Raw genomic sequence first — 26204 nt, forward strand, 5'->3', positions numbered from 1 at the left:
CGCGCATGCGGGCAGGATCCGACTGAACCCTGGCGGTTGGCGGGCACCCAAAGCACTACATGCCTATTGGGAGAGCGCTCATGGAAATCGGAACGATCTGGATCATTCTCGCGGCCATCCTGATCCTCTTGGAGATCTTCGCCATCTGGCACATCATCGGCAGCGACCGGCGTGCCGAGCGCAAGATGCTGTGGATCGTCTTCGTGGTCTACGTACCCTTGCCTGGCTTGATCGTCTGGGCCTGGATGGGGCCTCGGGCCGTGAAGGGGCGGGCGGTGCTCGAGGAAAAATAGAACGCCCGGGGCAATGCCGGTCAGTTGATTGGGGCCGCTACGCGGCCCATCGCGGGACAAGCCCGCTCCCACAAGGCCCGCAAAATCAAATAGTTATGCGTTGTTCTATGAGAGCTGGCTTGCCAGCGATAGGACCGGGGCAAGCAACTCAAGACAGTTGGCTCCCACAGAGGTCAGCGCTTGCCATCCGTTCTTTGTGCGACTTGATTTTGCAGGCCCTTATGGGAGCGGGCTTGCCCCGCGATGGACTGCACAGCAGTCCCCATGAAATGCTCCTAGTAGCCTAACTGACCGGCATTAGTCGATCGATAAAGCTGGCAACAGGACATACAGGTTTCGCATCCCGGTGCATCTCTTCTAGAATCCGCACAGTAAACCCGCCGACCGACCGGCCGCGCGGTTCCCGGCGCGACCGTGCGCCACCGCCGAGAACGCCATGAGTGCCAGTACCCCGCTCTCCGGAGTCAACCAACCGCTGCGCGGCATCGCCCTAGTGGTGATGGCGACTTTCCTGTTCGCCAGCCACGACGCCCTATCCAAGTTTCTCGGTGGCCTGTACCCGATCATCATGGTGGTCTGGGCACGCTACTTGGTGCATACCCTGCTGATGGCCGGGATCTTCCTGCCCAAGGCCGGCATCGCCGTACTACGCACTCGCCGCCCCGTCTTGCAGACGCTGCGCGCCTTGAGCCTGTTGAGCACCAGCCTGCTGTTCACCACGGGCCTGCAATACCTGCCGCTGGCCGAGGCGACATCGGTCAACTTCCTTGCTCCGGTGCTGGTGACCGCGCTTTCGGTGCCGTTGCTCAAGGAACGGGTCAGCGTCGGCCAGTGGGTTGCGGTGGTGATGGGCTTTATCGGCGTCTTGGTAGTGGTGCATCCCGGGGGCTCGTTGTTCACCCCGGCAATCCTGTTTCCCTTCGGTTCGGCCCTGGGCTTTTGCTTCTACCAATTGCTGACCCGCAAGCTTTCGGTGTACGACAGCCCCACCACCAGCAATTTCTTCGCCGGGCTGTGCAATACCGTGATCCTGAGCGTGCTGGTGCCGTTTTTCTGGCAAACGCCGCAGTGGCACCACGTCCTGTTGATGCTCGCCCTAGGCGGCTGCGGCATGACCGCGCACCTGCTGCTGACCCAGGCCTTTCGCTTGGCCGCCCCGGCCTTACTGGCACCCTTCAGCTATTGCCAGATCGTCTTCGCCGGTTTGCTGGGCCTGCTGATCTTCGGCCAGGTACCGGATCTCACTAGCCTGGTGGGCATCGCCATCATCTGCCTGAGTGGGTTGGGAGCGGCCTGGATGCAGCGCGGCAAATGACCAGGCGGCCGCGTGATGGCGACAGTCGCAGTCTATCAACCCTAGATATTTACCCTATTAGAAACCTGGCTGCGCTCGGTTAGGCTTCACTCTGCCCCAAGAAAACGGCATGCAGGCATGGGCAGGGACACCCCGGATGCCTGTTCCATTTCCGTGCGAAAGGTACACGCAGATGTCGAACCAATCGAAATGCCCGTTCCACCAGACTGCCGGTGGCGGTACCAGCAACCGTGACTGGTGGCCTGACCAATTGAACCTGAGGATCCTCCATCAGCATTCGTCCAAGTCCGACCCGATGGACCCGGACTTCGACTACGCCAAGGCGTTCAAGAGCCTTGATTTCCAGGCCCTCAAGCAAGACCTGCGGGCCTTGATGACCGATTCCCAGGACTGGTGGCCCGCCGACTTCGGTCACTATGGCCCGCTGTTCGTGCGCATGGCCTGGCACAGTGCTGGCACCTACCGTATTGGCGACGGTCGGGGTGGTGCAGGGTCCGGCCAGCAGCGCTTCGCCCCGCTCAACAGCTGGCCGGACAACGTCAGCCTGGACAAGGCCCGGCGCCTGCTATGGCCGATCAAGCAGAAATACGGGCGTGCCATTTCCTGGGCCGACTTGATCGTGTTGACGGGCAATGTGGCCCTCGAATCCATGGGCTTCAAGACCTTCGGCTTCTCCGCTGGGCGCGCCGATGTGTGGGAGCCGGACGAGGATGTGTACTGGGGCTCGGAAAAGGTCTGGCTGGGCGGTGATACCCGCTACGGCAAGGCGCAACCCCCCGGCAAGGGCGACCTGGTGGCCGAACCGCAGAAACACGACGAAGAACAAGGGCGAGCCCTGGGCGGCGAGCGTAACCTGGAAAACCCCTTGGCCGCCGTGCAGATGGGGCTGATCTATGTCAACCCGGAAGGCCCCGAGGGTAACCCTGACCCGGTGGCCTCCGGCAAGGACATCCGTGAGACCTTCGGTCGCATGGCCATGAATGACGAGGAGACCGTGGCCCTGATCGCCGGCGGCCATGCGTTCGGCAAGACCCACGGCGCAGGCCCTGCCGACAATGTCGGGCCGGAGCCGGAAGCGGCAGGCCTGGAGTTGCAGGGGCTGGGCTGGCAAAACAGCTATGGCACCGGCAAGGGCGGCGACACCATCACCAGCGGCCTGGAAGTGACCTGGACCTCGACCCCCACGCAGTGGAGCAATGAGTACCTGGAAAACCTGTTCAATTACGACTGGGAACTGACCAAGAGCCCGGCCGGCGCCCACCAGTGGCGGCCGAAGGGCGGCGCAGGGGCAGGGCGGATCCCCGATGCCCATGACCCAGGCAAGCGCCACGCGCCCTCGATGCTTACCTCCGATTTGGCCCTGCGTTTCGACCCGATCTATGAGCCGATCGCCCGTCGCTTCAAGGAACACCCCGAACAGCTGGCCGACGCCTTCGCCCGCGCCTGGTACAAGCTCATCCACCGGGACATGGGGCCTCTGGCGCGTTACCTGGGCCCGGAGATGCCTGAAGAGGAATTGCTCTGGCAGGACCCGATCCCCAAGGTCGACCACCCCCTGGTGAATGAGCAGGACATCGCGTCCCTCAAGGCCAAGGTGCTGGCCTCGGGGCTCAGCGTGGCGGAACTGGTGGCCACTGCCTGGGCCGCGGCTTCGACCTTTCGCGGTTCGGACAAGCGCGGTGGTGCCAACGGCGGGCGACTGCGCCTGGCACCGCAGAAGTTCTGGGCAGCCAACCAGCCCGAGCAACTGGACAAGGTGCTGAAGGTGCTGGAGAAGATCCAGGGCGAGTTCAATGCCTCGGGCAAGCGGGTTTCCCTGGCCGACCTGATCGTGCTGGCTGGTAGCGCCGCCGTTGAAAAAGCCGCCCGTGACGCCGGGCATGAGGTAAACGTGCCATTCAGGCCCGGGCGCATGGATGCGTCCCAGGCGCAGACCGACGTTGAATCCTTCGGGGTGCTGGAGCCGCTGGCCGATGGTTTCCGCAACTTCTCCAAGGCTCGCTACAGCGTCAAGGCCGAGAAGCTGTTGCTGGACAAAGCCCAACTGCTGACCCTCACCGCCCCCGAAATGACCGTCCTGATCGGCGGCCTGCGGGTGCTCGGGGCCAATGCCGGTGGCAGTCCGCACGGCGTGTTCACCGACAGGCCCGGTACGCTGAGCAACGACTTCTTCCGCAATCTGCTGGACATGGCCGTGCAATGGACCCCGACCTCGGCGGACAACGAGACCTTCGAGGGGCGTGACCGCAAAACTGGCCAATTGCGGTGGACGGGGACCCGGGTCGACCTGGTGTTCGGCTCCCATGCCCAGTTGCGCGCCCTGGCCGAGGTATACGCAAGCAGCGATGGGGCAGGCAAGTTCGTCAGGGACTTCGTCGCGGCCTGGGTAAAAGTCATGGAACTCGATCGCTTCGACCTGCGCTGATCGCAGGCGAGCGCACCCATGAACGACGCGATCGCGGGCTCGCCCTGCGGTCGCGTTTTCTAGGCTCTGTCTGAAAAGTCTTGAGACGCCGGTCAGGCAAGGCGAAAACAGCCGAGGAAGCGGAGTTTACGGGTTGTAAATGAGCATTCCGAGGCTGTTTTCAACGCAGCATGACCAAGTATCAAGGCTTTTCAGACAGAGCCTAGTCGGCGGCCGCTACCACCAGGTCGGCGTCGGGCAATGGTGAATGCGGCCAGCCGCGCCCTGACTGCACCCAGAAGTTCACCGACAGCGACGTGGACTTCGACTCCACCTGGTGGAACCACCCTTCAGGCAGGAACAACAGGTCCCCGGCCTGCAGCACCACTTCCATGAAACAGACTGCCCGTGCTCCAGGGAAACGCGCGAAATCGGGCGCACGCGGTTCCACGTCGCAGCCCTCCAGCCCGCCGTTGGGCGAGGTCGCCCAGCAGCCCAGGGCATCGCGATGATGAGGCGCCGCCAGGATGAAGGCCTTCTCGCCCCAGACCTGGGCGAACAGGTTGTCGCTGTCGTCCCGATGCAACGGTGTCAGGGTGCCCTTGGGGCCGATCCAGATGCGTGGCGGAATGTACTGCCCGGGGTCGAAGTAGTTCGGGTAGCGGATATGCTCCAGCAACTGCGCGGGCACGATGTTGTTGCCCATGTAGGCCGGTGGTTGGCCGTCCGGGGAAGAAGCGACCGGGGCATCGAGGCTGGCGATGAATTCAGCCATGGAGGTGGAGCGAAAATCCCGTTCGGTGGAAAAAGTTTTCTTCACATAGTCGCCGTGGCGGGTGATGCCCTGCAGGTCGGCGAACAGCTCCAGCGAAGCTTGGCGACCGTTGCTGAACAACGGCCAGTCGTGCAGGGCATCGCTGATCACCACGGGTATTCCATGGAGCATGTAGCGCTGGCGGAATTCGTCTGGCGAAAGGCCTGCGCGAGGTCGACGTTCGATGACCCGCAACGGGGCCTGGCGTGCCGACAGGCGATCGCTGGCGCGTTCGCGGGCAGGGTAGCGCCGATTGGCCTCGATGGCAGGCGCCGGCCCACCTTTGAGGGCAACATCGATGGCTTGGGGCAGTAGCGTTGCCAGCCCCAGGTTGCCGCTGATCGTCAGCTTGCCGTTGGCGAACAATTCCTCGACATTGGCGCTCGCGTCCATGATGGCGAGAAAGTCGCCGGTCGCCACCTCGATGGTGACGTCAGGCGCGGCGTGCCGCCCGCTGCCCCCCGAGCCACCGGCCTCGAACCACAAGGCCCGGCAGTCATCGAAGATGAACTGGAAGACGCCTTCGAGGCCAACGCCGGTGGCGTTGGCGAACAGTTTGCCCAGGATTGGCTGCAGGTCCACGGTGGGTTTTCCCTTGTAGGTGGCTATCAACAAGGACGAAGCCTGGTGGTGTGAATTTACCGGGCACGCGTTTTTGCGAATGCCTCAATGTCGCCGAATGTACGTCATGAGGCTTTTAGCGTTTGTACGATCGTGCGGCGACGGAACAGCCAGTGATCCAGGCTCAGACGGCCAGCGCCTTTGAGCAACAGGGGCAGCAGGGCGACCAGATAGATCAACGGCAGCTTGAAGTTGCCGTAGCCCTGGTCGGTGATCGCGTAGCCCCGGGCCAGTTCTGCCAGGCTCGACCATTGACTTGGCCAGTGCACCGCCGCTATGGCCACCACCGTGACCACCATGAGCACCGCCGAGGCCAGGCGAGTGCCCAAACCGAGCAGAAGCAGCAAGGGGCAGATCAACTCCGCCCATAGCGAGAGCTGCCAGTTCAGGCCCGCAGGTAGCAGGTTGAACGGAAATGGGAAGCTCGACTGCAGGTCGGTGAACCAGTTGGCACCGTTGAACTTCTCGAGGCCCGACTCGAAGAACTCCCAGGCCAGGAACAGGCGCAAGGGCAGGTCGGCGCCCCAGGCGCCGACGCGGTCGAGCAGGATGAATGGCTTGCAGCCGGCGTGTTGGGTAAGGGTGTTCATCAGCAGGTCTCCCGAGCGGTGTGTGTGCTCGGGAGTATGCTGGCGCGGGGTATCTGCAATGTGTCGGGCGGGTGGGGCCTGTGTATCTTCATGTAGACCGTTGCCGGTGCGTGGCTTCACTTGAGCTCGATTTCTGCACACAGCCCGCCTGTTTTGCGGTTGCTCAGGGTCAGGCGTCCGCCCATGGCCTGGGTCAGTTGGTGGGCGATGGCCAGCCCCAGCCCGGTACCGCCGGTGCTGCGGTTGCGTGAGCCCTCGACCCGATAGAAGGGCTTGAGCACATCATCGAGCTCTGTGGGCGGGATACCGGGCCCTTCGTCCAGCACGCGAATCAAGGTACTGGTGCCTGCATGCTCGACTTCCAGCTGCGCCGCTCCGGCGAACTTCAGGGCGTTGTCCACCAGGTTCACCAGCACCCGGCGCAGGGCATGGGGGCGGGTCTGCAAGGTGATGTCAGCAGCGCCGAGGCGCTCGACCTTCGCGCCACTGTCCTGGTAGTCGAATACCAGGCTGTCGAGGAAGGCATCGAGCTTGACCCGACAGGGCGCCTCGGTGCCGCTGTCCATGCTGCGGGCATAGGCCACGCCTTCGCGCACCAGATGCTCCATGGCCGTCAGGTCGCTCCACAGCTTGTCTTTCTCCAGGCCCTCATCCATCACCTCGACCCGCAGCTTCATGCGCGTGATGGGGGTTTGCAGGTCATGGGAAATGGCCGCCAGCAGCTGCATGCGCTCCTTCAGGTAGGCGGCGATGCGCGCTTGCAGCGCGTTGAAGGCCAGTGCGGCGTAGCGCACTTCGCGTGGGCCGCTTTCGTCCAAAAGCGGGCCGGGTTTGTCCGGATCGAGGTTGTCCACCGCCTGGGCCAGGCGAGTCAAGGGGCGAATGGCCAGGCGCACGGCGAGCCAGGTACAGCCCAGCAATACCGCCAGCTGAATCAGCAACACGGTGGGCAGCCACCTGGCCACCGGCACCCCGGCAGGTGTGACATCGATGGTCAATGGCGCGCCATCGGCCAGTTGCAGGTGCGCCTGGAAGTGCGGCGCCGGGCCTGGGATTTCCTGGAAGGTCAGGTGATAGCGCTGGCCGATCGCCTTGACGATCGATTCGGCAGCCATGGGCGGATCCTCGGTCGGCATGACCTGGCCGCTGGTACCACTGTTCAGCAGGTAGCGGTAGTTGTGCCGTTGCAGCCGCGGCAACCAGGCGGCGCGCTCTTCGGCCGGCAAGCGATCGAGGATTGCCACCGAGGTGACCACGTCCTGTTCCAGGTTGCTCAGCATCATCGAACGGCTGCTGATGTAGCGCTCGTAGAGCTGCAGGCTGAACGACAGCCCATAGGCCAGCACCAGGCCGGTGAAGAAGATCAGCGCCAGGCGCGAGGCGAGGGTGCGCGGCCACCTCATGACGGCGACTCGAGCAACTGGACCGGCAGGGAGAACACATAGCCCTCGCTGCGCACGGTCTTGATGCAATTGGCTTCCCTGGCATCGTCGCCCAGGCGTTGGCGCAGGCGGCTGACCAGTAAGTCGATGGAGCGGTCGAAGATGTCTGCCTCGCGGCCCTGGGTAAGGTTGAGCAACTGTTCGCGACTGAGCACACGCTGTGGATGGTCGAGAAATACCCGCAGCAGGCGGTATTCGGCGCCGCTCAGGGCCACCAGCGTGCCGTCGCTGTCGAGCAGGTGGCGCGCGGTGGTATCCAGCCGCCATTGACCGAAGCCGATCAGTCGGCTGCTCTCGCTGATGGTCAGGTTGGGCGGCAGCATGCGGGTGCGGCGCAGCACGGCGTTGATCCGTGCCAGCAGCTCACGGGCGGAGAAGGGCTTGGTCAGGTAGTCGTCGGCGCCCATCTCCAGCCCGATGATGCGGTCGGTCTCGTCGTTACGTGCGGTCAGCATCAGCACCGGGGTGTTGCGGTGCTTGCCGGCGCGCAGCTCACGGCACAGCACCAGGCCGTCGTCGCCCGGCATCATGATGTCGAGTACCACCAGGTCGACGGTGTTGTTCTCCAGGAAGGCGCGCATCTGCCGGCCATCAGCGACGATGCTGGTACGCAGGCCGTTCTTCTTCAGGTAGTTGCCGACCAGTTCGCGGATCTCGCGGTCGTCGTCGACGATCAGAATGTGATCGACGTGTTCCATCGGGCTGGTTCCTGTATGAGGGAGGGTGGGGGCAGTGTACCGAGCGTTCGGGTACTTGCGTGCCGGGGTTTGTATTGCAGTGTATCTGGAGCCTGCATGGATACAGGAAAAAGCACATCGCCCGCTGTCCAGACACATCGCCGATACCTGCCAGGCGTGAAATGGCTCTCGACCGGGGAACTTGCTCCCCACCTGCACAACTCACAGGAGAGATGCCATGACCGCCAAGACCTTCGCCACCGCCGCCTTTTTCGCCCTGTTCGGCTTCGCCGCCCTGGGCGCCCAGGCCAGCAGCATGCCGATGGACGATAGCGTGATGCAGTACCGTTACGGTGACCGGCTGGATGTAAGCAAAGTACTGTCGATCAAGGATGACCAGCGCAATGCCTGTGGCATCGTGACCACCCGCATGGACTACCTGGACTCCCATGGCGAGCGTCAGAGCGTTGAATACCGCACCTATGCTACCGGTGGTTGCCATGAGAGCTGATCGACGCCTGGTGCTGAGAATCGGTGCCCTGGTCCTTGGGTTAGTGGGCGTGGGCCTGGCCGGTTACCTGATGGCCAGGGACGGCCAGCAGCCCATGCCCTCTTTGGCCGGGGCCAGTCAGTGGCTCAATTCACCTCCGCTGGACGCTCCGGCGCTCAAGGGCAAGGTGGTGCTGGTGGACTTCTGGACCTGGGATTGCGTCAACTGCCAGCGCAGCCTGCCTCACGTCAACGATTGGTCGCGACGCTATGCCGACCAGGGTTTGGTGGTGATCGGCGTGCATACGCCGGAGTACGACTACGAGCATGATGTGGGTACCTTGCGCCAGAAGGTGGCCAGCCTCGGCATCGCCTATCCGGTGGCCGTCGACAACGACTACCAGGTCTGGAACGCCTGGGGCAACCAGTTCTGGCCCGCGCATTACTTCATCGACCGCACGGGGCAGGTGCGCCATGTGCATTTCGGTGAAGGTGACTATGCCGGGCAGGAGCAGGTGATCCAGGCATTGCTGGCGGAGTGATGAGGTGCGTTACGAGTGGCGCCTGGGCCTGTCGGTTAAGGACGCGGGGCGCTGCACGCCCATCGCCGGCAAGCCGGCTCCCACAAGTAACGCGTCAGCCTTGAGGACAGCACTGTCCCGGTGGGAGCCGGCTTGCCGGCGATGGGCTGCATAGCAGCCCCAAGTGCAGCCGATAAGGCTTAACTGACCGGCATTAGCGCCTGGGCTCGCTTTTTTTCAAAATTGTAATGTTCATGCCACCGAGACGATAAGAGGCCCGCCCTAGAGTCCCTCGCCAAGCTTTCCGACGCTTGTCGACGAGGACCTGACCGTGCCGTGCAACCGTGCTACACCCCGCAACACTGCCTTGTTTGGCCTGCTATTGGCTGTGTTTGTCATGCCGCAGCTGCAGGCGGCACAAGGCTTGAGCCTGCCCCAGGCGCTCGACGCCGCCTTTGCCCAGAACCCTGAACTGGCCGCGGCAGGCCGTGAAATCGGCATCGCCGAGGGCGAGCGGCGCCAGGCCGGTCTGGTACCCAACCCTGAGCTGTCCTGGGAGGTCGAGGACACTCGCCGCGACACCAGCACCACCACCGTGACGCTCAGCCAGGCCTTGGAGCTCGGTGGCAAGCGTGGTGCGCGGATCGAAGTGGCCACTGCCGGCCAGGCGGTGGCTCGACTCGAGTTGGAGCGCCAGCGCAATGGCCTGCGCGCTGACGTGGTGCAAGCCTTCCATGCCGCCCTGCGGGCCCAGACCGCACTGGAGCTGGCCCAACAGTCCCAGGCTTTGACCGAGCGCGGCCTGCGAGTGGTAGAGGGGCGGGTTCAGGCCGGCCAGTCTTCGCCGGTCGAGGCGACCCGGGCCCAGGTGCAACTGGCCCAGTCCCAGGCTCAGGTGCGTCGTGCCGAGTCCCAGCGCACGGTCGCCTACCAGGCCTTGGCGCGCCTGACCGGCAGCCCGTTGGCCACCTTCGACCGCCTCGATGCCAGCCACCTGTCGCCAGGGCCCGCGCCCCGCGCCGAGGCCTTGCTCGACAGGGTCGCGCAAACCGCCGAATGGCGCCTGGCCGAGGTGCAGATCCAGCGGGGCGAGGCAGCCTTGGGCTCGGAGAAGGCCCAGCGTATTCCCGACCTCACCGTGAGCCTGGGCAGCCAGTACAGCCGTGAAGACCGCGAACGGGTGAATGTGATCGGGGTGTCGATGCCGCTGCCCTTGTTCGATCGCAACCAGGGCAACGTGCTGGCTGCTGCCCGTCGCGCCGACCAGGCCCGTGACCTGCGCAACGCCGTCGAACTCCGCCTGCGCAGCGACACCCGTAGCGCCGTCAGCCAGTGGACCACCGCCATGGAGGAGGTGCAGGCGTACGACCGCACCATCCTGCCGTCGGCCCAGCAGGCGGTGGACACCGCCACGCGAGGGTTCGAAATGGGCAAGTTCGCCTTCCTCGACGTGCTCGATGCCCAGCGCACGCTGATCGAGGCGCGCGGGCTGTACCTGGATGCCCTGGCTTTGGCCACCGATGCCAGGGCGCAGGTGGAGCGCATCTATGGCGACCTGGGTGAGGGGTTCTGATTGGGGGGGCTGCGTTGCAGCCCTTTCGCGGCGCGAGGCCGCTCCTACACGGTTTGATCGAGCGGCCTCGTGCCGCGAAAGGGCCGCACGGCGGCCCCAGGTACCCAGAATTTTTTCAGGAGTAACGATGAACAGCACCCGCAGAATAGCCCTCCTGGCCGCCGCCATCGCCGTGTTCGGCCTGGGCGGCCTGGCCTGGACCAACACCGCCGGCAAGGCCCGGGATGACCATGGCGAACAAACCCACGCCCGCGATGGCAAGCAGGATGATGGCCACGGCCATGACGAGGAGGGCGGCGAGGCACACGCCGAGCGGGAGGGTAGCCTGCACCTCAGTGCCGCTCAGATCGAAGCCGCTGGCGTGCAGTTGGCCGCTGCCGGGCCAATGACGTTGGGCACCGCCATCAGCTTCCCTGGTGAAATCCGCTTTGACGAAGACCGCACCGCCCATGTGGTGCCAAGGGTTCCGGGCGTGGTTGAGGCGGTGCATGCCGAGCTGGGTCAGGCGGTCAAGCGCGGTCAGGTGCTGGCGGTGATCGCCAGCCAGCAGATCTCCGAGTTGCGCAGCGAACAACAGGCCGCCCAGCGGCGCTTGGAATTGGCGCGCTTGACCTTCAAGCGCGAACAGCAATTGTGGCAGGCGCGCATCAGCGCCGAGCAGGACTACCTGCAAGCCCGCCAGGCGTTGCAGGAGGCCGAGATCGCCTTGGCCAACGCCCGGCAGAAAGTCGCTGCCGTGGCGCCGGCGGGGGCCGGCAATCGCTATGAGCTGCGCGCACCGTTCGATGCGGTGGTGGTGGAAAAGCACCTGACCGTGGGCGAGGTGGTCGATGAAACCAGCAATGCCTTCATCCTCTCGGACCTCAGCCGGGTATGGGCGACCTTCGCCGTCACGCCTCGCGACCTGGGTCGGGTGACCACTGGGCGAAACGTGACGGTCAGTGCACCGGATCTGGGCGCCGAAGTGCAAGGCAAGGTCAACTATGTCGGCAACCTGCTCGGCGAGCAGAACCGCGCCGCCACCGCCCGCGCCACCCTGGCCAACCCCAACGGCGCCTGGCGTCCAGGGTTATTCGTGACGATCGCGGTGAATGTAGAGCGCTTCGACGCAGCCGTGGTGGTGCCGGAAGCGGCCTTGCAGGCCTGGGATGCGCAGACCGTGGTCTTCGCCCGCACCGAGGAGGGGTTCGAGGCCCGCCCGGTCAAGACCGGCCGGCGCGACGCCGGCCAGGTGGAAATCATCGACGGCCTTGCCGCCGGCACCCAGGTGGCGGCCGCCGGCAGCTTCGTCCTCAAGTCCGAGCTCGGCAAGGGCTCGGCCGAGCATAGCCACTGACCCGGGGACGTATCCATGTTCGAACGCCTGATCCAATTCGCCATCGAGCAGCGCCTGGTGGTCATGCTCGCGGTGGTGCTGATGGCCGCCGTGGGCATCAACAGCTACCAGAAACTGCCCATCGACGCGGTTCCGGACATCACCAATGTCCAGGTGCAGATCAACACCGCCGCACCCGGCTATTCGCCGCTGGAAACCGAGCAGCGCATCACCTTCGCCATCGAGACGGCCATGGCCGGCCTGCCCGGGCTGAAGCAGACCCGCTCGCTGTCGCGCTCGGGCTTGTCCCAGGTGACGGTGATCTTCGATGACGGCACCGATATCTTCTTCGCCCGGCAACTGGTGAACGAGCGTCTGCAAGTGGCCCGCGAGCAGTTGCCGGAAGGCATCGAGGCGGCCATGGGGCCGATTTCCACGGGCCTGGGCGAAATCTTCCTGTGGACGGTGGAGGCCGAGCCGGGTGCGCTGAAGGACGATGGTACGCCCTACACCGCCACCGACCTGCGGGTGATCCAAGACTGGATCATCAAGCCGCAACTGCGCAACGTGCCCGGCGTGGCCGAGGTCAACACCATCGGTGGGCATGCCAAGCAGTACCTGATTGCCCCGGACCCCAAGCGCCTGGCGGCCTACAAGCTCACGCTCAATGACCTGATCGGGGCCCTGGAACGCAACAACGCCAACGTAGGTGCCGGCTACATCGAGCGCAACGGCGAGCAGCTGCTGATCCGTGCTCCGGGCCAGGTGGCGTCGGCCGAGGACATCGCCAATATCGTCATCTCCAGTGCCGATGGTGCGCCGATCCGGGTCAGCCATGTCGCCCAGGTCGGGCTGGGCGAGGAACTGCGCTCCGGCGCGGCCACCGAGAATGGCCGCGAGGTGGTGCTGGGCACGGTGTTCATGCTCATCGGCGAAAACAGCCGCGCAGTGTCCCAGGCTGTGGCAACCAAGCTGGCCGAGGTCAACCGCAGCCTGCCGAAGGGGGTGGTAGCGGTGACGGTGTACGACCGCACCAACCTGGTGGAAAAAGCCATCGCCACGGTGAAGAAGAACCTGGTGGAAGGCGCGATCCTGGTGATTGCCGTGCTGTTCCTGTTTCTCGGCAATATCCGTGCGGCATTGATCACGGCCATGGTCATCCCGTTGTCGATGCTGTTCACTTTCACCGGTATGTTCAGCAACAAGGTCAGCGCCAACCTGATGAGCCTGGGGGCCCTGGATTTCGGCATCATCGTCGATGGCGCGGTGGTGATCGTCGAGAACGCCATTCGCCGGCTTGCCCAAGCGCAGCAGCGCCATGGGCGCATGCTGACCCGCGCCGAGCGCTTCCACGAAGTGTTCGCCGCCGCCCGCGAGGCGCGCAGGCCCTTGATCTACGGCCAATTGATCATCATGGTCGTGTACCTGCCGATCTTTGCCCTGACCGGGGTCGAAGGCAAGATGTTCCACCCCATGGCGTTCACCGTGGTGATCGCCTTGCTGGGCGCGATGATCCTGTCGGTCACCTTCGTCCCGGCGGCCATCGCGCTGTTCGTCACCGGCAAAGTGAAGGAAGAAGAGGGCGTGGTGATGCGTACCGCCCGCCAGCGCTACGCGCCGGTGCTGGGCTGGGTGCTGGGCCATCGCAACCTGGCGTTCGCCGGGGCCGCTACCCTGGTACTGTTGTCTGGCATGCTGGCCAGCCGCATGGGCAGCGAATTCATTCCCAGCCTCAGCGAAGGCGACTTCGCGCTGCAGGCCTTGCGCGTGCCGGGTACCAGCCTCAGCCAGTCAGTGCAGATGCAGCAGCAGCTGGAAAAGGCCATCATCGCCCAGGTGCCTGAGGTGGAGCGAGTATTCGCCCGCACGGGCACCGCCGAGATCGCCTCCGACCCGATGCCGCCGAACATCTCCGACGCCTACGTCATGCTCAAGCCACGCGAGCAATGGGCCGACCCGGGTAAGCCGCGCGACGCACTGATCGCCCAGGTGCAGCGCGCCGCCGCCAGCGTGCCGGGCAGCAACTACGAGCTCTCCCAGCCGATCCAGCTGCGTTTCAACGAGCTGATTTCCGGCGTGCGCAGCGACGTGGCGGTGAAGGTGTTCGGCGACGACATGGCGGTGCTCAACCGCACCGCCGCGCAGATCGCCGCCACCTTGCAACAGGTGCCGGGGGCTTCGGAGGTAAAGGTCGAACAGACCACCGGGCTGCCGGTGCTGACCATCGATATCGACCGCGACAAGGCCGCCCGCCACGGCCTGAACATCGGTGATGTGCAGGACGCCATCGCCATTGCCGTCGGCGGCCGAACGGCCGGTACCCTGTATGAAGGCGACCGACGTTTCGACATGGTGGTGCGCCTGTCCGAGGCCTTGCGTACCGATGTCGACGGGCTGTCCAACCTGCTCATCCCGGTGCCGGCCAGCGCGGCGGCAGGTGCGACGCAGATCGGTTTCATTCCGCTGTCCCAGGTCGCCACGCTCAACCTGCAACTGGGCCCGAACCAGGTCAGCCGCGAGGATGGCAAGCGGGTGGTGGTGGTCAGTGCCAACGTGCGAGGGCGTGACCTGGGCTCGTTCGTCGAAGAGGCCGAGCAGACCTTGATCGACCAGGTGCAAGTGCCGCCGGGTTATTGGACGCGTTGGGGCGGCCAGTTCGAGCAATTGCAGTCGGCCGCCGAGCGCTTGCAGGTGGTGGTACCGGTGGCGCTGCTGCTGGTGATGGCTTTGCTGCTGATGATGTTCAACAACCTCAAGGATGGCCTGCTGGTGTTTACCGGCATCCCCTTCGCCCTGACCGGCGGGGTGCTGGCGCTGTGGTTGCGGGATATCCCGCTGTCGATCTCCGCCGGAGTCGGTTTCATTGCGTTGTCCGGGGTAGCGGTGCTCAATGGTCTGGTGATGATCGCCTTCATCCGCAACCTGCGCGAAGAGGGCCGGTCGCTGCGTGGGGCTATCGAAGAAGGTGCGCTGACGCGCCTGCGGCCGGTGCTGATGACCGCGCTGGTGGCGTCGCTTGGGTTCATTCCGATGGCCCTGGCCACCGGCACCGGTGCCGAGGTGCAGCGGCCACTGGCGACGGTGGTGATTGGCGGGATCCTGTCGTCGACGGCGCTGACGTTGCTGGTACTGCCCGCGTTGTACCAGTGGGCGCATCGGCGTGAGGAGGGGGCGTTAGACTAAACGCCTTGGGGCTGCTACGCAGCCCATCGCCGGCAAGCCGGCTCCCACAAAGGACCTGCAAACTCAAATAGTTATGCGTTGTTCTATGAGAGCCGGTTTACCGGCGATTGCGCCTTTGGATCTACATCGCTTCAGCTTGACGCTCACCGATTTCTTCATGCAGCGATATCCGCGACGTCTCCGGCAGTGCCAGGCCACCCACCAGTGCCACCAAGGCGATCGCCACCAGGTAGAACGCCGGTGCCAGGCTGCTGCCGGTCTGGCTGATCAACCAGGTCGCCACCAGCGGTGCGGTGCCACCGAACAGGGTATAGGCCACGTTGTAGGTGATTGCCGAGGCGGTATAGCGGGTGCGGGTCGGGAAGCTTTCCGAGAGCAGGGCTGCAGTGACCACGCCGCTGAGCAAGGCGCCGATCGCCAGCAGAATCACCCCCAGCAAGGCACCCGTCATCGATCCCGAGCTGGCCAGCCAGTAGGCCGGAAACACCGCCACCATCACCCACAGGCAGGTAAAGCCAATGGTCTTGCGCCGCCCGACGCGGTCGGAGAAGGCACCGGCCAGGGGGCACCCGACGGCTGCCACCAGCAGCGCCACGGTGGACACCAGCAGCGACTGGGCACGGGTCAGGTTGCCGACCATCTGCAGGTAGGTGGAGAAGTAGGTGGTGAACATGTAGAACGACAACGCGGTCAGGGAGATGAATGCCCCCAGGTTGCGGATCGCCCGGCCATGATGGCGCAGGGTGTCCTTGAGCGGCGAATGGCTGTGTTCCTTGCCCTCTGCCATGGCCTCGCGGAAGGCCGGGGTTTCTTCCATGCGCCAGCGCAGGTACAGGCCCACCAGCCCTAGCGGCGCCGCGATCAGGAAGGGAATCCGCCAGCCCCAGCTGCTCATCGCTTCGGGGGTCAGGCTGGCCTCCAGGGCATAGGCGATCACCGCCGCGCAGGCGAAGGCCGAGAAGGTCGACACCGGCACGAAGCTGCCGTAGAAGGCGCGTTTGTCCTGGGGTGCGTGCTCCATCAGGTAGGCGCAGGCGCCGGCATATTCGCCACCGGCCGAAAAGCCTTGCAGGCACCGGGCCAGGGTCAGCAGCAACGGGGCTGCCAGGCCGATGCTGGCGTAGGTCGGCAGCAGGCCGATCAGGGTCGTGGAGCCGGCCATCAGCAGGATGGTCAGCGACAGGATGCGCTTGCGTCCCAGGCGATCGCCCAAGGCACCGAACACAATGCCGCCCAGCGGGCGCAGGGCGAACGCCACGGCGAACACGGCGAAGGTCTTGAGCAGGGCGATGCTCGAGTCCTCCCCGGTGAAGAACAGGCTGGCGATCAGCGTAGCGAGGAAACCATAGACGGCGAAGTCGAACCATTCGACGAAGTTGCCAATGGCCGAGGCGGCGATCACCCGGCGCAGGGTGGCGGGGGATACCTCATGGGGTATGGACATGGGGGTGTTCTCCGGTCTTCATGGGCAGCCTGGACGAAAGTGCCGCGGTCGGGCCGCGGCATCGTTGTTGTAGGGCTCAGTAGAACGGCAAGAGAACAAAGTCGCTTTTTTGTGGGCGACATTGGGATACCTGTTTTGGCCGAAAGGACCGTGTTCGGTCATCAAAACGGCTCCGGGATACAAGGTTTACCGCCATTGCATCGCCGGCTCTTTTTTCAGGATGGACTTGGAACCAATGGACTCCAAGTTGACCTTGTGCTTGATCAATTCTTCGTTGTTTCCTTTTAGGATGAAACCGCGTGATCCTGGGTGTTCAGCAACCACACCAGGTGTCAAAAGTGCGGCGTCCTTAGGCGCCGGAAGCGTATGGCCTTCCCAGGGCTCTAAATAAAGAGGACCGTTATGGGGTGTTTCAGCCAGAATGCCTATTTGCGCTGCGGAGTGCTGGAAGTCTTTCTTGACGAAGAGGTCCCTGTAAGATTGCGAACTTTTTTCGATGTTTTGCACGTTGGCAACAATTTCTTGATCATTTAACCGCTCGAGCGTTTTGCCCTCGCTGGTCAGTAAATTTTTTGCGATGGCATTGGCTTTGCCTATCGCGACGGCCAGCACCTCGGGGTCAGAGAGGTCTGCCGCGGGTAACGTAACGACTTCTTCCTGTATGACCGGCACTGACTGGCATTCGACATCACCCGATGGAAGTGCCTGGCAATTGTGTGCCATGCGTATGCGCTTTTCGATCTTCCAGCTGGGGCCGAACGTATTGACCACCCAATACATAAACGATGCTTTCCACTCGGGGACACCGGCGGCGCGCATGCCGTAGTAGAAATTTCTATGGGTGTCGTGGGCGGTATGAGTGCGGGTTCTACAATAATGGTCATGGATGACGGACGCACTGAGGTACTCGCCTTCGAATGGTCCACCTATATAAGACCAGAACACTTGGGGGATTGACGCGCCGTCGACTTCGGTTCCTTGTGGTGTGGTCCACAACACACCGTTTGGGTCGATGAACCTATAGTCATCCGAAAGTTTGAAGAGTGGGCGAGGCTTGGCGGTGTGGTCAAACACCCCTTTTAATATGTCTGGAAACTCGCCAAAGTATTCTTCGGCTGTGGCCGGTGGGGAAACACTCACGCCGAACGTCATGAGCAGCACCATCAATATAGTAAGGGCTGGCGTCTTCATAGTCCCCTCCGGGAGAGGTCAATCAGCGTAGGGTGCATGTGTTCAAGGTATTGAGGAGCGATGCTTTATCCGTGATTGCACGATGTTTCACTTCGTCGTGGTATGCGATCATTTGTTGTTCGGAGATACCCGTGCACCCCACGAGTATTGAGTTGAAGCGCGTGGCAACCATATCCGCATCCTTGGCGGCCACAACCTTGTCGGTGTCAGACCACAGGGTCACGAAGGACAACGTGGCAGCTCTGCGCTGGGCGCTGTCTGGCTGGCTGCCTTCGATACGGCTCAAAGCACTGACCGATTGATTGCGTATATCGATGCTGGTCAGTTCCTCCTTTAATGCGTCTATCTTTTCGGTCGACAGTGGAGCGCTCGCTGACGCTTGCTCAATTTGTTGGCGAAGCGTGGAATAGAGCACTTGCTGTTCATCGTTGGTGTTGGCAATCGCGCTCGCGGCCTTGTTGATTTCCAAGACGGCATACGAGCTGTCGGTGAAATAGCAGCTTGGGTTGGGTTCGCTGGCGTTAACGCAATTGTCTTTTCTATATACCAGTCGGCCTGTCGGGGTGTTGAATCCAAGGTTGTCCCACGGCACGGCCCGCTCGCGGTTCTCACTGCGGACGAGGATGTAATTACCGGTTTCAAGGTAGGCCGTATTGGGGTTCAGGATGCCGTCATCCGACCGGTGTGCAATGAGGTCAAACGAGTACGTGAAAATATTATCGTCTTGATCATCCCGTATAAAAGTATCGGCAAGGGTGGTGAGAACTGTGGCGGCGGGATGGGCCGGCGGATAGAAGGTTTGCCCGAGTGTTGCCAGGTTGCTCAACAGTTGTTTGATTTGTTCGCCGGATTCGTCGAGCTCAATCATGTAAAGGTCTATTTTAAGCGGCTTCCCAGTATAGCTGATGGGGCCATAGATGCCTTGCAGGTTCGACAGATTGAGGAACTGCCTTTCTCGTACATCGTTCGAATAAAAAATGACCTTTGAGTTTCTTAAACCTTCTGGACCAAAGTTTCGCTTGCACGGGCTTTCGCAGGCGCTCGCGATGATGGCAACATCCCCCGTTGTTGGCTCGAACCGAACGTAGCGTAAGGGTGTCTTGAATTCAGTTAGTTGATTGATATACACCTGTTTCAAGGTAATGGTGACAGGGTCACCCGTCTTCAGCGCATTTTTAGCCTTTGCCGCAGACACATACTTTGAACTTAACGTCGCTGCCTCGGTACCGGGTCGGCTGTAGCGATAGTCCACGGCGCCCTGATTGGTGATTGAGCAACCTGTGAGTGCCAAAAAGAGGCATGGCCCAAAGCGCCACATGGCTTTCATGATCCACCTCCGATCGTCATGTGAATGACGATAGCTGAAGGATTTTTCCACGCCAGTCGGAATGTTTTTTCAAAAAGACGCGCGGTGTAAGTGCGTCGGCGGGTTGACGCCTGATTGACGTAAGTTATCAGGTAATGGTCGGATGACCATGTACTGCGTGTTAAAGGGAGGAAACAGCATCTCCGCTGCTGGAAGTTCCAAGTAGCGAAGGTGCTGCTGTCCTTTCTCGCGCCGCACAGCCCAAGCGGCTGGTTATTCTTGATACGCGTCCCGCAGGGCCGTCAGTACCGCAGGTCCATCGCCACCTCGAACGTGCGCGGCGCGCCCATGTAGTACTGCGTGCCATACGCCTGCTTGGCGTACAGCTCATCGGTCAGGTTGCGCACCCGTGCGGTGATCGCGGTGTGTTCATCCAGGCGATAACGGGCGAAGGCGCCGAACAAGGTATAGGCGGGCGCTTCCAAGGTGTTGGCGTTGTCGGCATACACCGAGTCGACAAAGCGCACGTCCATTCCCGCCGACCAGGCCGGGGTGAAGGCGTAGGTGAGCCACAGGTTGGCGACATTGGCCGGGACGTTGACCGGGGTATTGCCCTTGCGCGATACCGACTCGCCGCCGACCGCTTCGTTGAATTCATCGTACTTGGCATCGACATAGGCATAGTTGGCCTCGGCCAGCAGCCTCGGTGTGACCTGCAGCCGACCGGACAGTTCGATGCCGCGCGAGGTCTGCTGGCCGGCCTGGACGGTCACGTTGGGGTCGTTGGAGTCGCGCACCGCGAAGTCCTTGCGCACGATCTGGTACACCGCGACCGTCGCCGCGCCGCGTCCGTCGAGGAAATCGAACTTGCTGCCCGCTTCCCACTGCTCGCCCTTGGACAAGTCGAACAAGCCCACATTGGAATAGGTGGCCGATGCCAGAGAGCCGGCCGGCAGGTCGGCGGCGGTGCTGTACTGCAGGTACAGGCTGGCCGATGGCGTCAATGCGTAGGTCAGGCCGACACGCCCGCTCAGTGGCTCCCAGCGACGTTCGAAGTAGGCCGGGCTGGTAGCCGAGACAGGGCCATAGTTGTTCACTTGCATGTCCAGGTAGTCGTAGCGCAGGCCGGTCAGCAGAGCCAGGCGTTCGGTGAGCTGCAGGCGGTTTTCGGCGAACAGCGCGCGATTGGTCACTTCGTGATGGCGTTGCTTGGTCAGGCCGTTGTTCACGCCTGGGATGTTCTCGAAGCTGCCGGGATCGAAGTGGTCCGGGTCGACCACGTCGCTCCAGCTACCGGAAGTGGGGTAGAGCGTCTGGCGCATGCGCGAGTAGTCAAGGCCCAGCGACCACTGGCTGGCCAGGCCAAACAGCGAGTGGTCGTGGCGCAGTTCGATACGGTCGCCCAGCACCCGCTGTTCGTGGCGCTGCAGGTAGGGGCCGGAGCGCACCACGTTGCCGGCGTCGTTGTAGGCGTAGCGCTCCAGGTTGCGGTAGTCGCGCTGGGCGCTGTAGTGGTACAGGGTGTTCTGCACGCTGGTGCTGTCGCTGAGCTGGTAGTCCAGGATCGAGCGCAGCCAGCGTACGCGCTGCTCGTAGCGGCCATCGGCGACGTTGTAGTTTTCGAAGCGCCGATGCCGGTCGATCTTCATGGTGCTGCGCCCCGGCAGGATCGGCGCGCCCCAGTAGGGGCTGTCTTCTTTGTCCTCCTGGTATTCCAAGGCCAGGGTATGGGTCAGGTTGGGCGACAGGTCGCTGAGCAGCGAGAATGCCAGGCTGTCGGTCCAGCGTTCGTTGCGATCGACATAGCCATTGCCGTGGCCACGGCTGAAGTCCAGGCGGGCGAAATGCCGGGCGTCGGCCGGATTGCTGGCCAAGGCCTGGTTAATGCCGAAGGCGACTTCCGAGGTGTCGTAGCTGCCATAGCGCACCCGCGCATCGACGGTCTGCTCGTCGCGGCTGGCCAGCTTGGTGATGTAGTTGATCGACCCACCCACGGCACCGGCGCCATGCAGGAACGACGAAGGCCCGCCGAGCAGCTCGACCCGATCGATGACCCAGGCGTCCACAGGGCGGGTGGCGCTGCTGTAGCCCAGATTGATGCCGTTGTAGAGCTGGGTGATCTGGTTCTGGGTGAAGCCGCGGTACGACACGTAGCCGCCATAGCCGGGGTTGGCCGAGGCGTTCACACCGGTCATGGCGTTGATCACATCCTGGGTGTCCTGGGCGCCGCGCTCCTCGATCACGCGGCGGTCCGAGACGCTCACCGAGGCCGGGGTTTCTCGGGCACTGAGGCCGAGCCGGGAACCGGTGCGAATCGGCTCGTCCAGCTGAACGCCGGTGGGCGCCTGGCGTTCGCCATCGATGGTGGTGGCGCTCAGTTCGATAGGGGCGGAACTCGCCCAGGTGTAGCTGCAGGTGCCCATCAGGAGCACCAGGGAGGTCTTGCGAATCATGTTGTCATGGCTTCCACGCAAAGGTCATGGCTGACCACCAGCGTGCGCGGCTGGCGTCAGGCGAAGGTCGCTGCAGCGGGGAAGGCGATGGGAGAGGCGCGGGGGTTGAGCGCAGGGCGCAGGTAGCGCGGCGGCGGTTGTGCCCAGCTGCGCGCTACGATGGGCGAGGGTGTATTGCCCTGGGCCCGGGCGAAGGCCCAGGCGGGGCTGGCCAGCGGTACGGCCAGGGCAAAGGACGAGCACACCGGGCAATCGAGCTGGGCCATGTGCTGATCGCTGCCGCTGTCGCCCAGGTCGATGGCCGAGCCGTGGTCGTTGGAGAGCGAGCAGAAACCACCCTCCAGCCCGGCCAGGCGCAGGCCACTCATCTGGCCATGGTGCAAGCCGCACAGCAACAGGCTGAACAGGACGCTGGCATAGAGCGCCCAGGCAGTCAGCGCGCGTGTCTGGCGGGAGGTTTTCATGGTTGGCGAATCTACCATCCGGGCGGATGAACGGTATAGCGCGGCGGTGTGGTGGAATGTCGCAGCAATGCCGGTGGGCCTGATCGCGGGACAAGCCTAGAGCGCGTCGTCATTGCGCGGTGCGCCACCACCTGGGCTGCCGGAATCATCCAGGTCGCCACTGTTGCCGGTGCCGGGCCCTGCCTCCCCAGGCTTGCCATGGGCGGTGCCGTCGCCGCCGGTGTTGTCGGTGTCGTTGCCGTCAGTGCCGGTTCCGCTGCCCAGGCCATCGCCCGGTGTGCCGGAGCCCATCGGGCCCCCGTCACGGTCGATGGTGCCGGTGCCGGGTACCTGCTCGCTCGGGGCGCGCTGGGTGTTCGGTTCGTTCGCTGCCAGCGCCACGGAGGCGCCAGCGCCCAGGCAGAGGGCCAGGCCCAGGGAAAGGACGCGCGCATGCTTCATCGGGAATCTCCCATCCAGGTGTCTACTGAGTTCGAGCGTGACCAGGCTCGCGCAGTGCCGACGTCCTGACGGACGGAACAGGCTGGCCCTTCAGCGGGTGTGCTCGGCAACCACCCGGTTGCGCCCGTTCTGCTTGGCGGCATACAGCACCCGGTCGGCACGGTTGAGCACATCGGTCGGGGTTTCATCCCCCAGTGCATCCCAGCAAGCGACCCCGAGCGAGATGGTGATGGCGCCCACCGGCTCGATCGGTGTGTCCTGCACGCCTTTGCGCAGGCGTTCGGCCACGGTCGTCGCGACCTCCAGGCTGGCCTTGGGCAGCAGGATGAGGAACTCTTCGCCGCCGGTTCGACACAGCACGTCGCCCTCGCGGCAGCAACGGCGCATCAGTTCGGCCAGGCGCTTGAGCACCTGGTCGCCGACGTCATGGCCGTGGCCGTCGTTGATCCGCTTGAAGTGGTCGATATCCAGGGCCACCACGCAAAAGCCGTGCGCCTCGGCCTCCAGCAGCGCCAGGCTGAATTCCAGGCGCCGACGGTTACCCAGCCCCGTGAGCGGGTCGGTCTGGGCGTCGCGGTTGAGCCGGCCGATGCGTTCCTGCAGCAGGTTCAGGCCGAACAGCAGCGCACGCTTGAGCTCGGCGGCCTCGAAGTACCAGGCGCGCACTTTGTGCAGGCGTTCCGCCGTGCCGGCCCTGTCTAAGGTGCGTGTGGCGGCTGCCAGCTGGCGCAGTGGGCGGGTGATGGCCAGGGCCAGCCACCAAAGCACCAGGGAGCCGACCAGGGCCAAGGGGGCGGAGATACCGACCACATCGAGGATCAGGCGCCGCAGCGGCATCACGGTCTGGGCCAACGGCTGCTGGGCGACGATGCCCCAGCCGGTGCTGGGCACCGTGGCGAAGCCTGCGAGCATCTCCACGCCGTGGGTGTTGGTCACCTGCTGCGTGCCGTCACCCAGGGTGGCGATCCGATCGACCAGGGCGTTGCCGCTGACCACCGTGCCCACCCGCTGGGTGTCAGGGTGATAGAGCAGGCGACGGTTACGGTCGACCACATAGAGATAGGCGCCGTTCTTGTAGAAGTGCTTGTCGAGCAGGCTGTTGAGGATGTTGTGCTCGCGCAGGTACAAGCTGCCACCCACGTAGCCCAGGTACTGGCCGTCGGGGCTGAAGATAGGCTGCGACAGCATCACCACCAGGTTGTTGGCGGTTGAAAGGAATGGCGTCGAGATCAGCGTCTTGCGTGCTTGCAGTGCCTGGGTCGCGCCCGGGGTGTGCAGGCGGGTGCCCAGTACCTTGCGCAGAGGGGCTGGCGAAATGGCTCGGAGCACGCCCTGGGCATCGACCAGGTACACCGAGTTGAAGGCATGGCTCTGGCGCAACACGCGTTCGGTCTCGGCTTGCGTGAGCTGTGCATCGCCCAGTTGCCCGCCCTGTACCGTAGCGCTGAAAGCCAGCTGCTGCAGGGCAGTGCCCACGAACGTCTCGGTGATGGCTGCAAGCTTCGCGGCATACACCCGGTTGGCCTCCAGCGCGTGATCGATCAACAACTGGCGCTGCACGCGATAGCTGGCGAAATAGCTGGTCAACAGCATTACCGTGGCGGTGAGCGCCGACAGCATGAGGATCAACGTGCGCAGATCCAGGCGCAGGCCTTTCTTGGCGTGTGGCAATCCAGACCTCAACAGCGGGAAAGAGTGACAACCTTACCTGTTATACAGAGTAGTGGCCATGGGGCGTCAGGGGGCCGCGCCGGTATTTCATGGCGTGGCCTGCTCCAGTTCGCTCAGGTCCTGCTCGACCTGCTGCATGCGCTGCTCGGCCAGCGCCTGGGCTTTCCCATCGTTTGCGCTCTCGCGCATCAGGGCGGTGAGTTTTTCGCTCAACTGCCTGCCCTGTTCGGTTTCCTCCAGCGCCCTGGCCTTGGCAGGGTCCTGGGTGGCGGTGACGATCAGGTCGAACTCGGCATCGCTGAAATGCGCCTCGCTGTAGAGCCTGAACAGGTCCTGGCGTTGGTCTTCGACGGTCAGGTGCTTGCGCACCACGGCCTGGATCTGCTCCTGGGACAGCCCCGGATGCTTGGGTGCGAGCAGCGCGGCGATCTTGTCGATGTTGTGCTCGTAGGCTTCCTGCAGTGGCAGGTTGGCCAGGATCTTTTCTTCGCGGCTGGGCTCCTGGTCGCAAGCGGCCAGGGCTGCGAGCAGGAACAACGGAATCAGGCATCTGGGAAGGCGGGGCATCGATCGGGCCTTGGGCTGGGTCTGGCGAGCAGTTTACTGTAGATCTCAGCGCCCGCCACCCAACGGATATTCCACGGCCAGGCGTATCTGGTCGGCATCCAGCTCCGCCTGGGCAGTATTGCCACGGTGGACGTTGTGCCGTAGCGAGAAGGCCATGCCCTTGGCTGCGCCATCCTGCACTACGTACCGCGCTTCCAGGTCTCGTTCCCAATGCCTGCCACCCTTGCCGTAGCCCAGGTAGGCGTAGCCGCCAGCCGGGTCGACGTGGCTGCCATCGATATCGAACCCGCGCACATACAAGGCTGTCAGGTTCAAGCCGGGAATACCGAAAGCGCCCATGTTCACGTCGTAGCGTGCTTGCCAGGATTTCTCGTTGGGTGCGTTGAAATCGGACAGCTGCACGGCGTTGCCCAGGTAGATCGCGCCGCGGGTGACGTAGTCGAACGGTGTATCGCCATCGACCTGCTGCCAGCCCAGGCTGAACGTATGCGGGCCCTGGGTATAGCGCGAGAGCAGGTTCCAGGTGGTGTTGTCGATATGCCCGGACAACGCCTTGCCGGTGTCGGTGGTGCGGTACAGGTTCAGTTCCAGGCTCAAGCTGCGGTGTTCATCCAGGGCATGGCTGAGGGCGCCGCCCAGGTAATGCTGGCGCCAGGTATCGGCGTAGCGCGAGGTATAGAGGCTGGCGTTCATCGCGCTGCTCGGGTTCCACACGATGCCTGCTAGGTCGAAGCTGTCGCCCTGGCGTGCGTTCGAGTAATTCACGACGAAACCCTGATCATGGCTCGAGGCATTGCGGTCGGTGTTTTCGGTGAAATGGCCGGCCACCAGCTTGAGGGTGTCGATCTCGTTGCTGGTGAGAAACAGGCCCGTGACCGTTTCGGGCAGCAGGCGGCTGTCGGAGGCACTGAACACTGGTGTCTTCACCCGTTGTTCGCCGTAGGCCAGCACGGTGTCGGCCAGACGCAGCTTGAGCGCTGCGCCGCCACGGCTGTAGCTGCCTTTGGGGTGGCCGTCGTTGTCCAGGGCCAGCAGGCGAGCCTTGCCGGCACGCCCGCCGCCGCTGTCCAATTGCACACCGAGGTAGGCATGGGCGTCGATACCGACGCCCAGCAACCCTTGGGTGAACCCGGACTGGACGGTACCCATCAGGCCGTAGGCCCACTCCTCAGCCTTGCCACTGCGTCCGCTGCGTGGCTTGTAGGCATTGCGGGCAGCACCGTTGCGCCCGCCATGGCGATAGTCGCGCTGGTCGAACACGGTGCGGTTGAGCAGGCTCCAGGTACTGTCTTCGATAAAACCGTTGGACCGCGCCTGGGCCGACTCCGCCAGGGCCACCGGCGAGGTCCCGAGCAGCGGCAGCAGCAGGGCAGCGCGCAGCGACTGCCTTGGCCTGGACGTGATGCGGGCATGCATGGGGCTGGGCTCCT

21 protein-coding genes are annotated in these 26204 nt (G+C 63.6%); 8 read left to right on the forward strand and 13 right to left on the reverse strand.

Annotation, left to right across the window (positions count from 1 at the left end):
* Positions 1–80 precede the first annotated feature (80 nt).
* The 3 genes from ACNFG0_RS01370 to katG all read left to right on the forward strand — a co-directional run bounded on the left by ACNFG0_RS01370 (position 81) and on the right by katG (position 4033).
* On the forward strand, positions 81–293 hold the full coding sequence (locus tag ACNFG0_RS01370) for a PLD nuclease N-terminal domain-containing protein (RefSeq protein WP_084859055.1): 213 nt from the start codon (positions 81–83) through the stop codon (positions 291–293).
* Between the two features lie 436 nt (positions 294–729).
* On the forward strand, positions 730–1608 hold the full coding sequence (locus ACNFG0_RS01375) for a DMT family transporter (protein ID WP_196166275.1): 879 nt from the start codon (positions 730–732) through the stop codon (positions 1606–1608).
* 172 nt (positions 1609–1780) lie between these two features.
* Positions 1781–4033 carry a catalase/peroxidase HPI gene (gene katG, locus ACNFG0_RS01380; RefSeq protein ID WP_416763837.1) on the forward strand — a complete coding sequence of 751 codons (2253 nt, stop codon included), beginning with the start codon at positions 1781–1783 and terminating at the stop codon, positions 4031–4033.
* A gap of 202 nt (positions 4034–4235) precedes the next feature.
* On the opposite strand, the gene ACNFG0_RS01385 is transcribed toward katG, so the two are convergent.
* From ACNFG0_RS01385 to ACNFG0_RS01400, 4 genes are all read right to left on the reverse strand, one after another.
* Entirely contained in the window at positions 4236–5408 is a 1173-nt protein-coding gene (locus ACNFG0_RS01385) for a cupin-like domain-containing protein (protein ID WP_416763838.1), read from the reverse strand.
* Positions 5409–5512: 104 nt separating this feature from the next.
* On the reverse strand, positions 5513–6037 hold the full coding sequence (locus tag ACNFG0_RS01390) for a DoxX family protein (protein WP_196166272.1): 525 nt from the start codon (positions 6035–6037) through the stop codon (positions 5513–5515).
* A gap of 116 nt (positions 6038–6153) precedes the next feature.
* Complete coding sequence (locus ACNFG0_RS01395; RefSeq protein ID WP_196154341.1) at positions 6154–7440, reverse strand: sensor histidine kinase; 1287 nt, start codon at positions 7438–7440, stop codon at positions 6154–6156.
* A complete protein-coding gene (locus ACNFG0_RS01400; protein WP_196154340.1) occupies positions 7437–8177 on the reverse strand; it encodes a response regulator in 741 nt (246 codons plus the stop codon). Before ACNFG0_RS01400 ends, ACNFG0_RS01395 begins: the two co-directional genes overlap by 4 nt.
* A 217-nt stretch (positions 8178–8394) precedes the next feature.
* Here ACNFG0_RS01400 and ACNFG0_RS01405 point away from each other — a divergent pair, with 217 nt between their 5' ends.
* From ACNFG0_RS01405 to ACNFG0_RS01425, 5 genes are all read left to right on the forward strand, one after another.
* A complete protein-coding gene (locus ACNFG0_RS01405; protein ID WP_196154339.1) occupies positions 8395–8667 on the forward strand; it encodes a DUF2790 domain-containing protein in 273 nt (90 codons plus the stop codon).
* On the forward strand, positions 8657–9187 hold the full coding sequence (locus ACNFG0_RS01410; protein WP_416763840.1) for a thioredoxin family protein: 531 nt from the start codon (positions 8657–8659) through the stop codon (positions 9185–9187). The genes ACNFG0_RS01405 and ACNFG0_RS01410 overlap by 11 nt, the downstream gene beginning before the upstream one ends.
* A 376-nt stretch (positions 9188–9563) precedes the next feature.
* A complete protein-coding gene (locus tag ACNFG0_RS01415; RefSeq protein WP_416763841.1) occupies positions 9564–10739 on the forward strand; it encodes a TolC family protein in 1176 nt (391 codons plus the stop codon).
* A 127-nt stretch (positions 10740–10866) separates the two neighbouring features.
* Positions 10867–12075 (forward strand): efflux RND transporter periplasmic adaptor subunit, encoded by a 1209-nt coding sequence (locus tag ACNFG0_RS01420; RefSeq protein ID WP_416763842.1) that lies wholly within the window; start codon positions 10867–10869, stop codon positions 12073–12075.
* Positions 12076–12090: 15 nt separating this feature from the next.
* Positions 12091–15237, forward strand: a complete 3147-nt coding sequence (locus tag ACNFG0_RS01425) for an efflux RND transporter permease subunit (RefSeq protein WP_416763843.1) — start codon at positions 12091–12093, stop codon at positions 15235–15237.
* A 121-nt stretch (positions 15238–15358) separates the two neighbouring features.
* Here the strand turns inward: ACNFG0_RS01425 and ACNFG0_RS01430 are convergent, their stop codons facing one another.
* The 9 genes from ACNFG0_RS01430 to ACNFG0_RS01470 form a co-directional block, all read right to left on the reverse strand.
* Positions 15359–16681: an MFS transporter gene (locus tag ACNFG0_RS01430; protein WP_196143050.1), complete on the reverse strand. Its 1323-nt coding sequence runs from the start codon at positions 16679–16681 to the stop codon at positions 15359–15361.
* Positions 16682–16867: 186 nt separating this feature from the next.
* A complete protein-coding gene (locus ACNFG0_RS01435) occupies positions 16868–17872 on the reverse strand; it encodes a DUF1353 domain-containing protein (RefSeq protein WP_416763844.1) in 1005 nt (334 codons plus the stop codon).
* A 22-nt stretch (positions 17873–17894) separates the two neighbouring features.
* A complete protein-coding gene (locus ACNFG0_RS01440; protein WP_416763845.1) occupies positions 17895–19199 on the reverse strand; it encodes a hypothetical protein in 1305 nt (434 codons plus the stop codon).
* Between the two features lie 281 nt (positions 19200–19480).
* Positions 19481–21631, reverse strand: coding sequence for a TonB-dependent receptor (locus ACNFG0_RS01445; RefSeq protein ID WP_416763846.1), 2151 nt, complete (start codon positions 21629–21631; stop codon positions 19481–19483).
* A 56-nt stretch (positions 21632–21687) separates the two neighbouring features.
* A complete protein-coding gene (locus ACNFG0_RS01450; RefSeq protein WP_416763847.1) occupies positions 21688–22095 on the reverse strand; it encodes a DUF2946 family protein in 408 nt (135 codons plus the stop codon).
* A 96-nt stretch (positions 22096–22191) separates the two neighbouring features.
* The gene (locus ACNFG0_RS01455) at positions 22192–22536 is read right to left on the reverse strand and encodes a hypothetical protein (RefSeq protein ID WP_416763848.1); all 345 of its coding nucleotides are present in this window, start codon (positions 22534–22536) and stop codon (positions 22192–22194) included.
* Between the two features lie 90 nt (positions 22537–22626).
* Positions 22627–24207 (reverse strand): diguanylate cyclase, encoded by a 1581-nt coding sequence (locus tag ACNFG0_RS01460; protein WP_416763849.1) that lies wholly within the window; start codon positions 24205–24207, stop codon positions 22627–22629.
* Positions 24208–24294: 87 nt separating this feature from the next.
* On the reverse strand, positions 24295–24774 hold the full coding sequence (locus tag ACNFG0_RS01465) for a hypothetical protein (protein WP_416763850.1): 480 nt from the start codon (positions 24772–24774) through the stop codon (positions 24295–24297).
* Between the two features lie 45 nt (positions 24775–24819).
* A complete protein-coding gene (locus ACNFG0_RS01470; RefSeq protein ID WP_416763852.1) occupies positions 24820–26190 on the reverse strand; it encodes an OprD family porin in 1371 nt (456 codons plus the stop codon).
* Positions 26191–26204 lie beyond the last annotated feature (14 nt).

Origin of the sequence: Pseudomonas sp. NY15372 (assembly GCF_048068215.1) — a bacterium.
Lineage (GTDB): Bacteria > Pseudomonadota > Gammaproteobacteria > Pseudomonadales > Pseudomonadaceae > Aquipseudomonas > Aquipseudomonas guariconensis_A.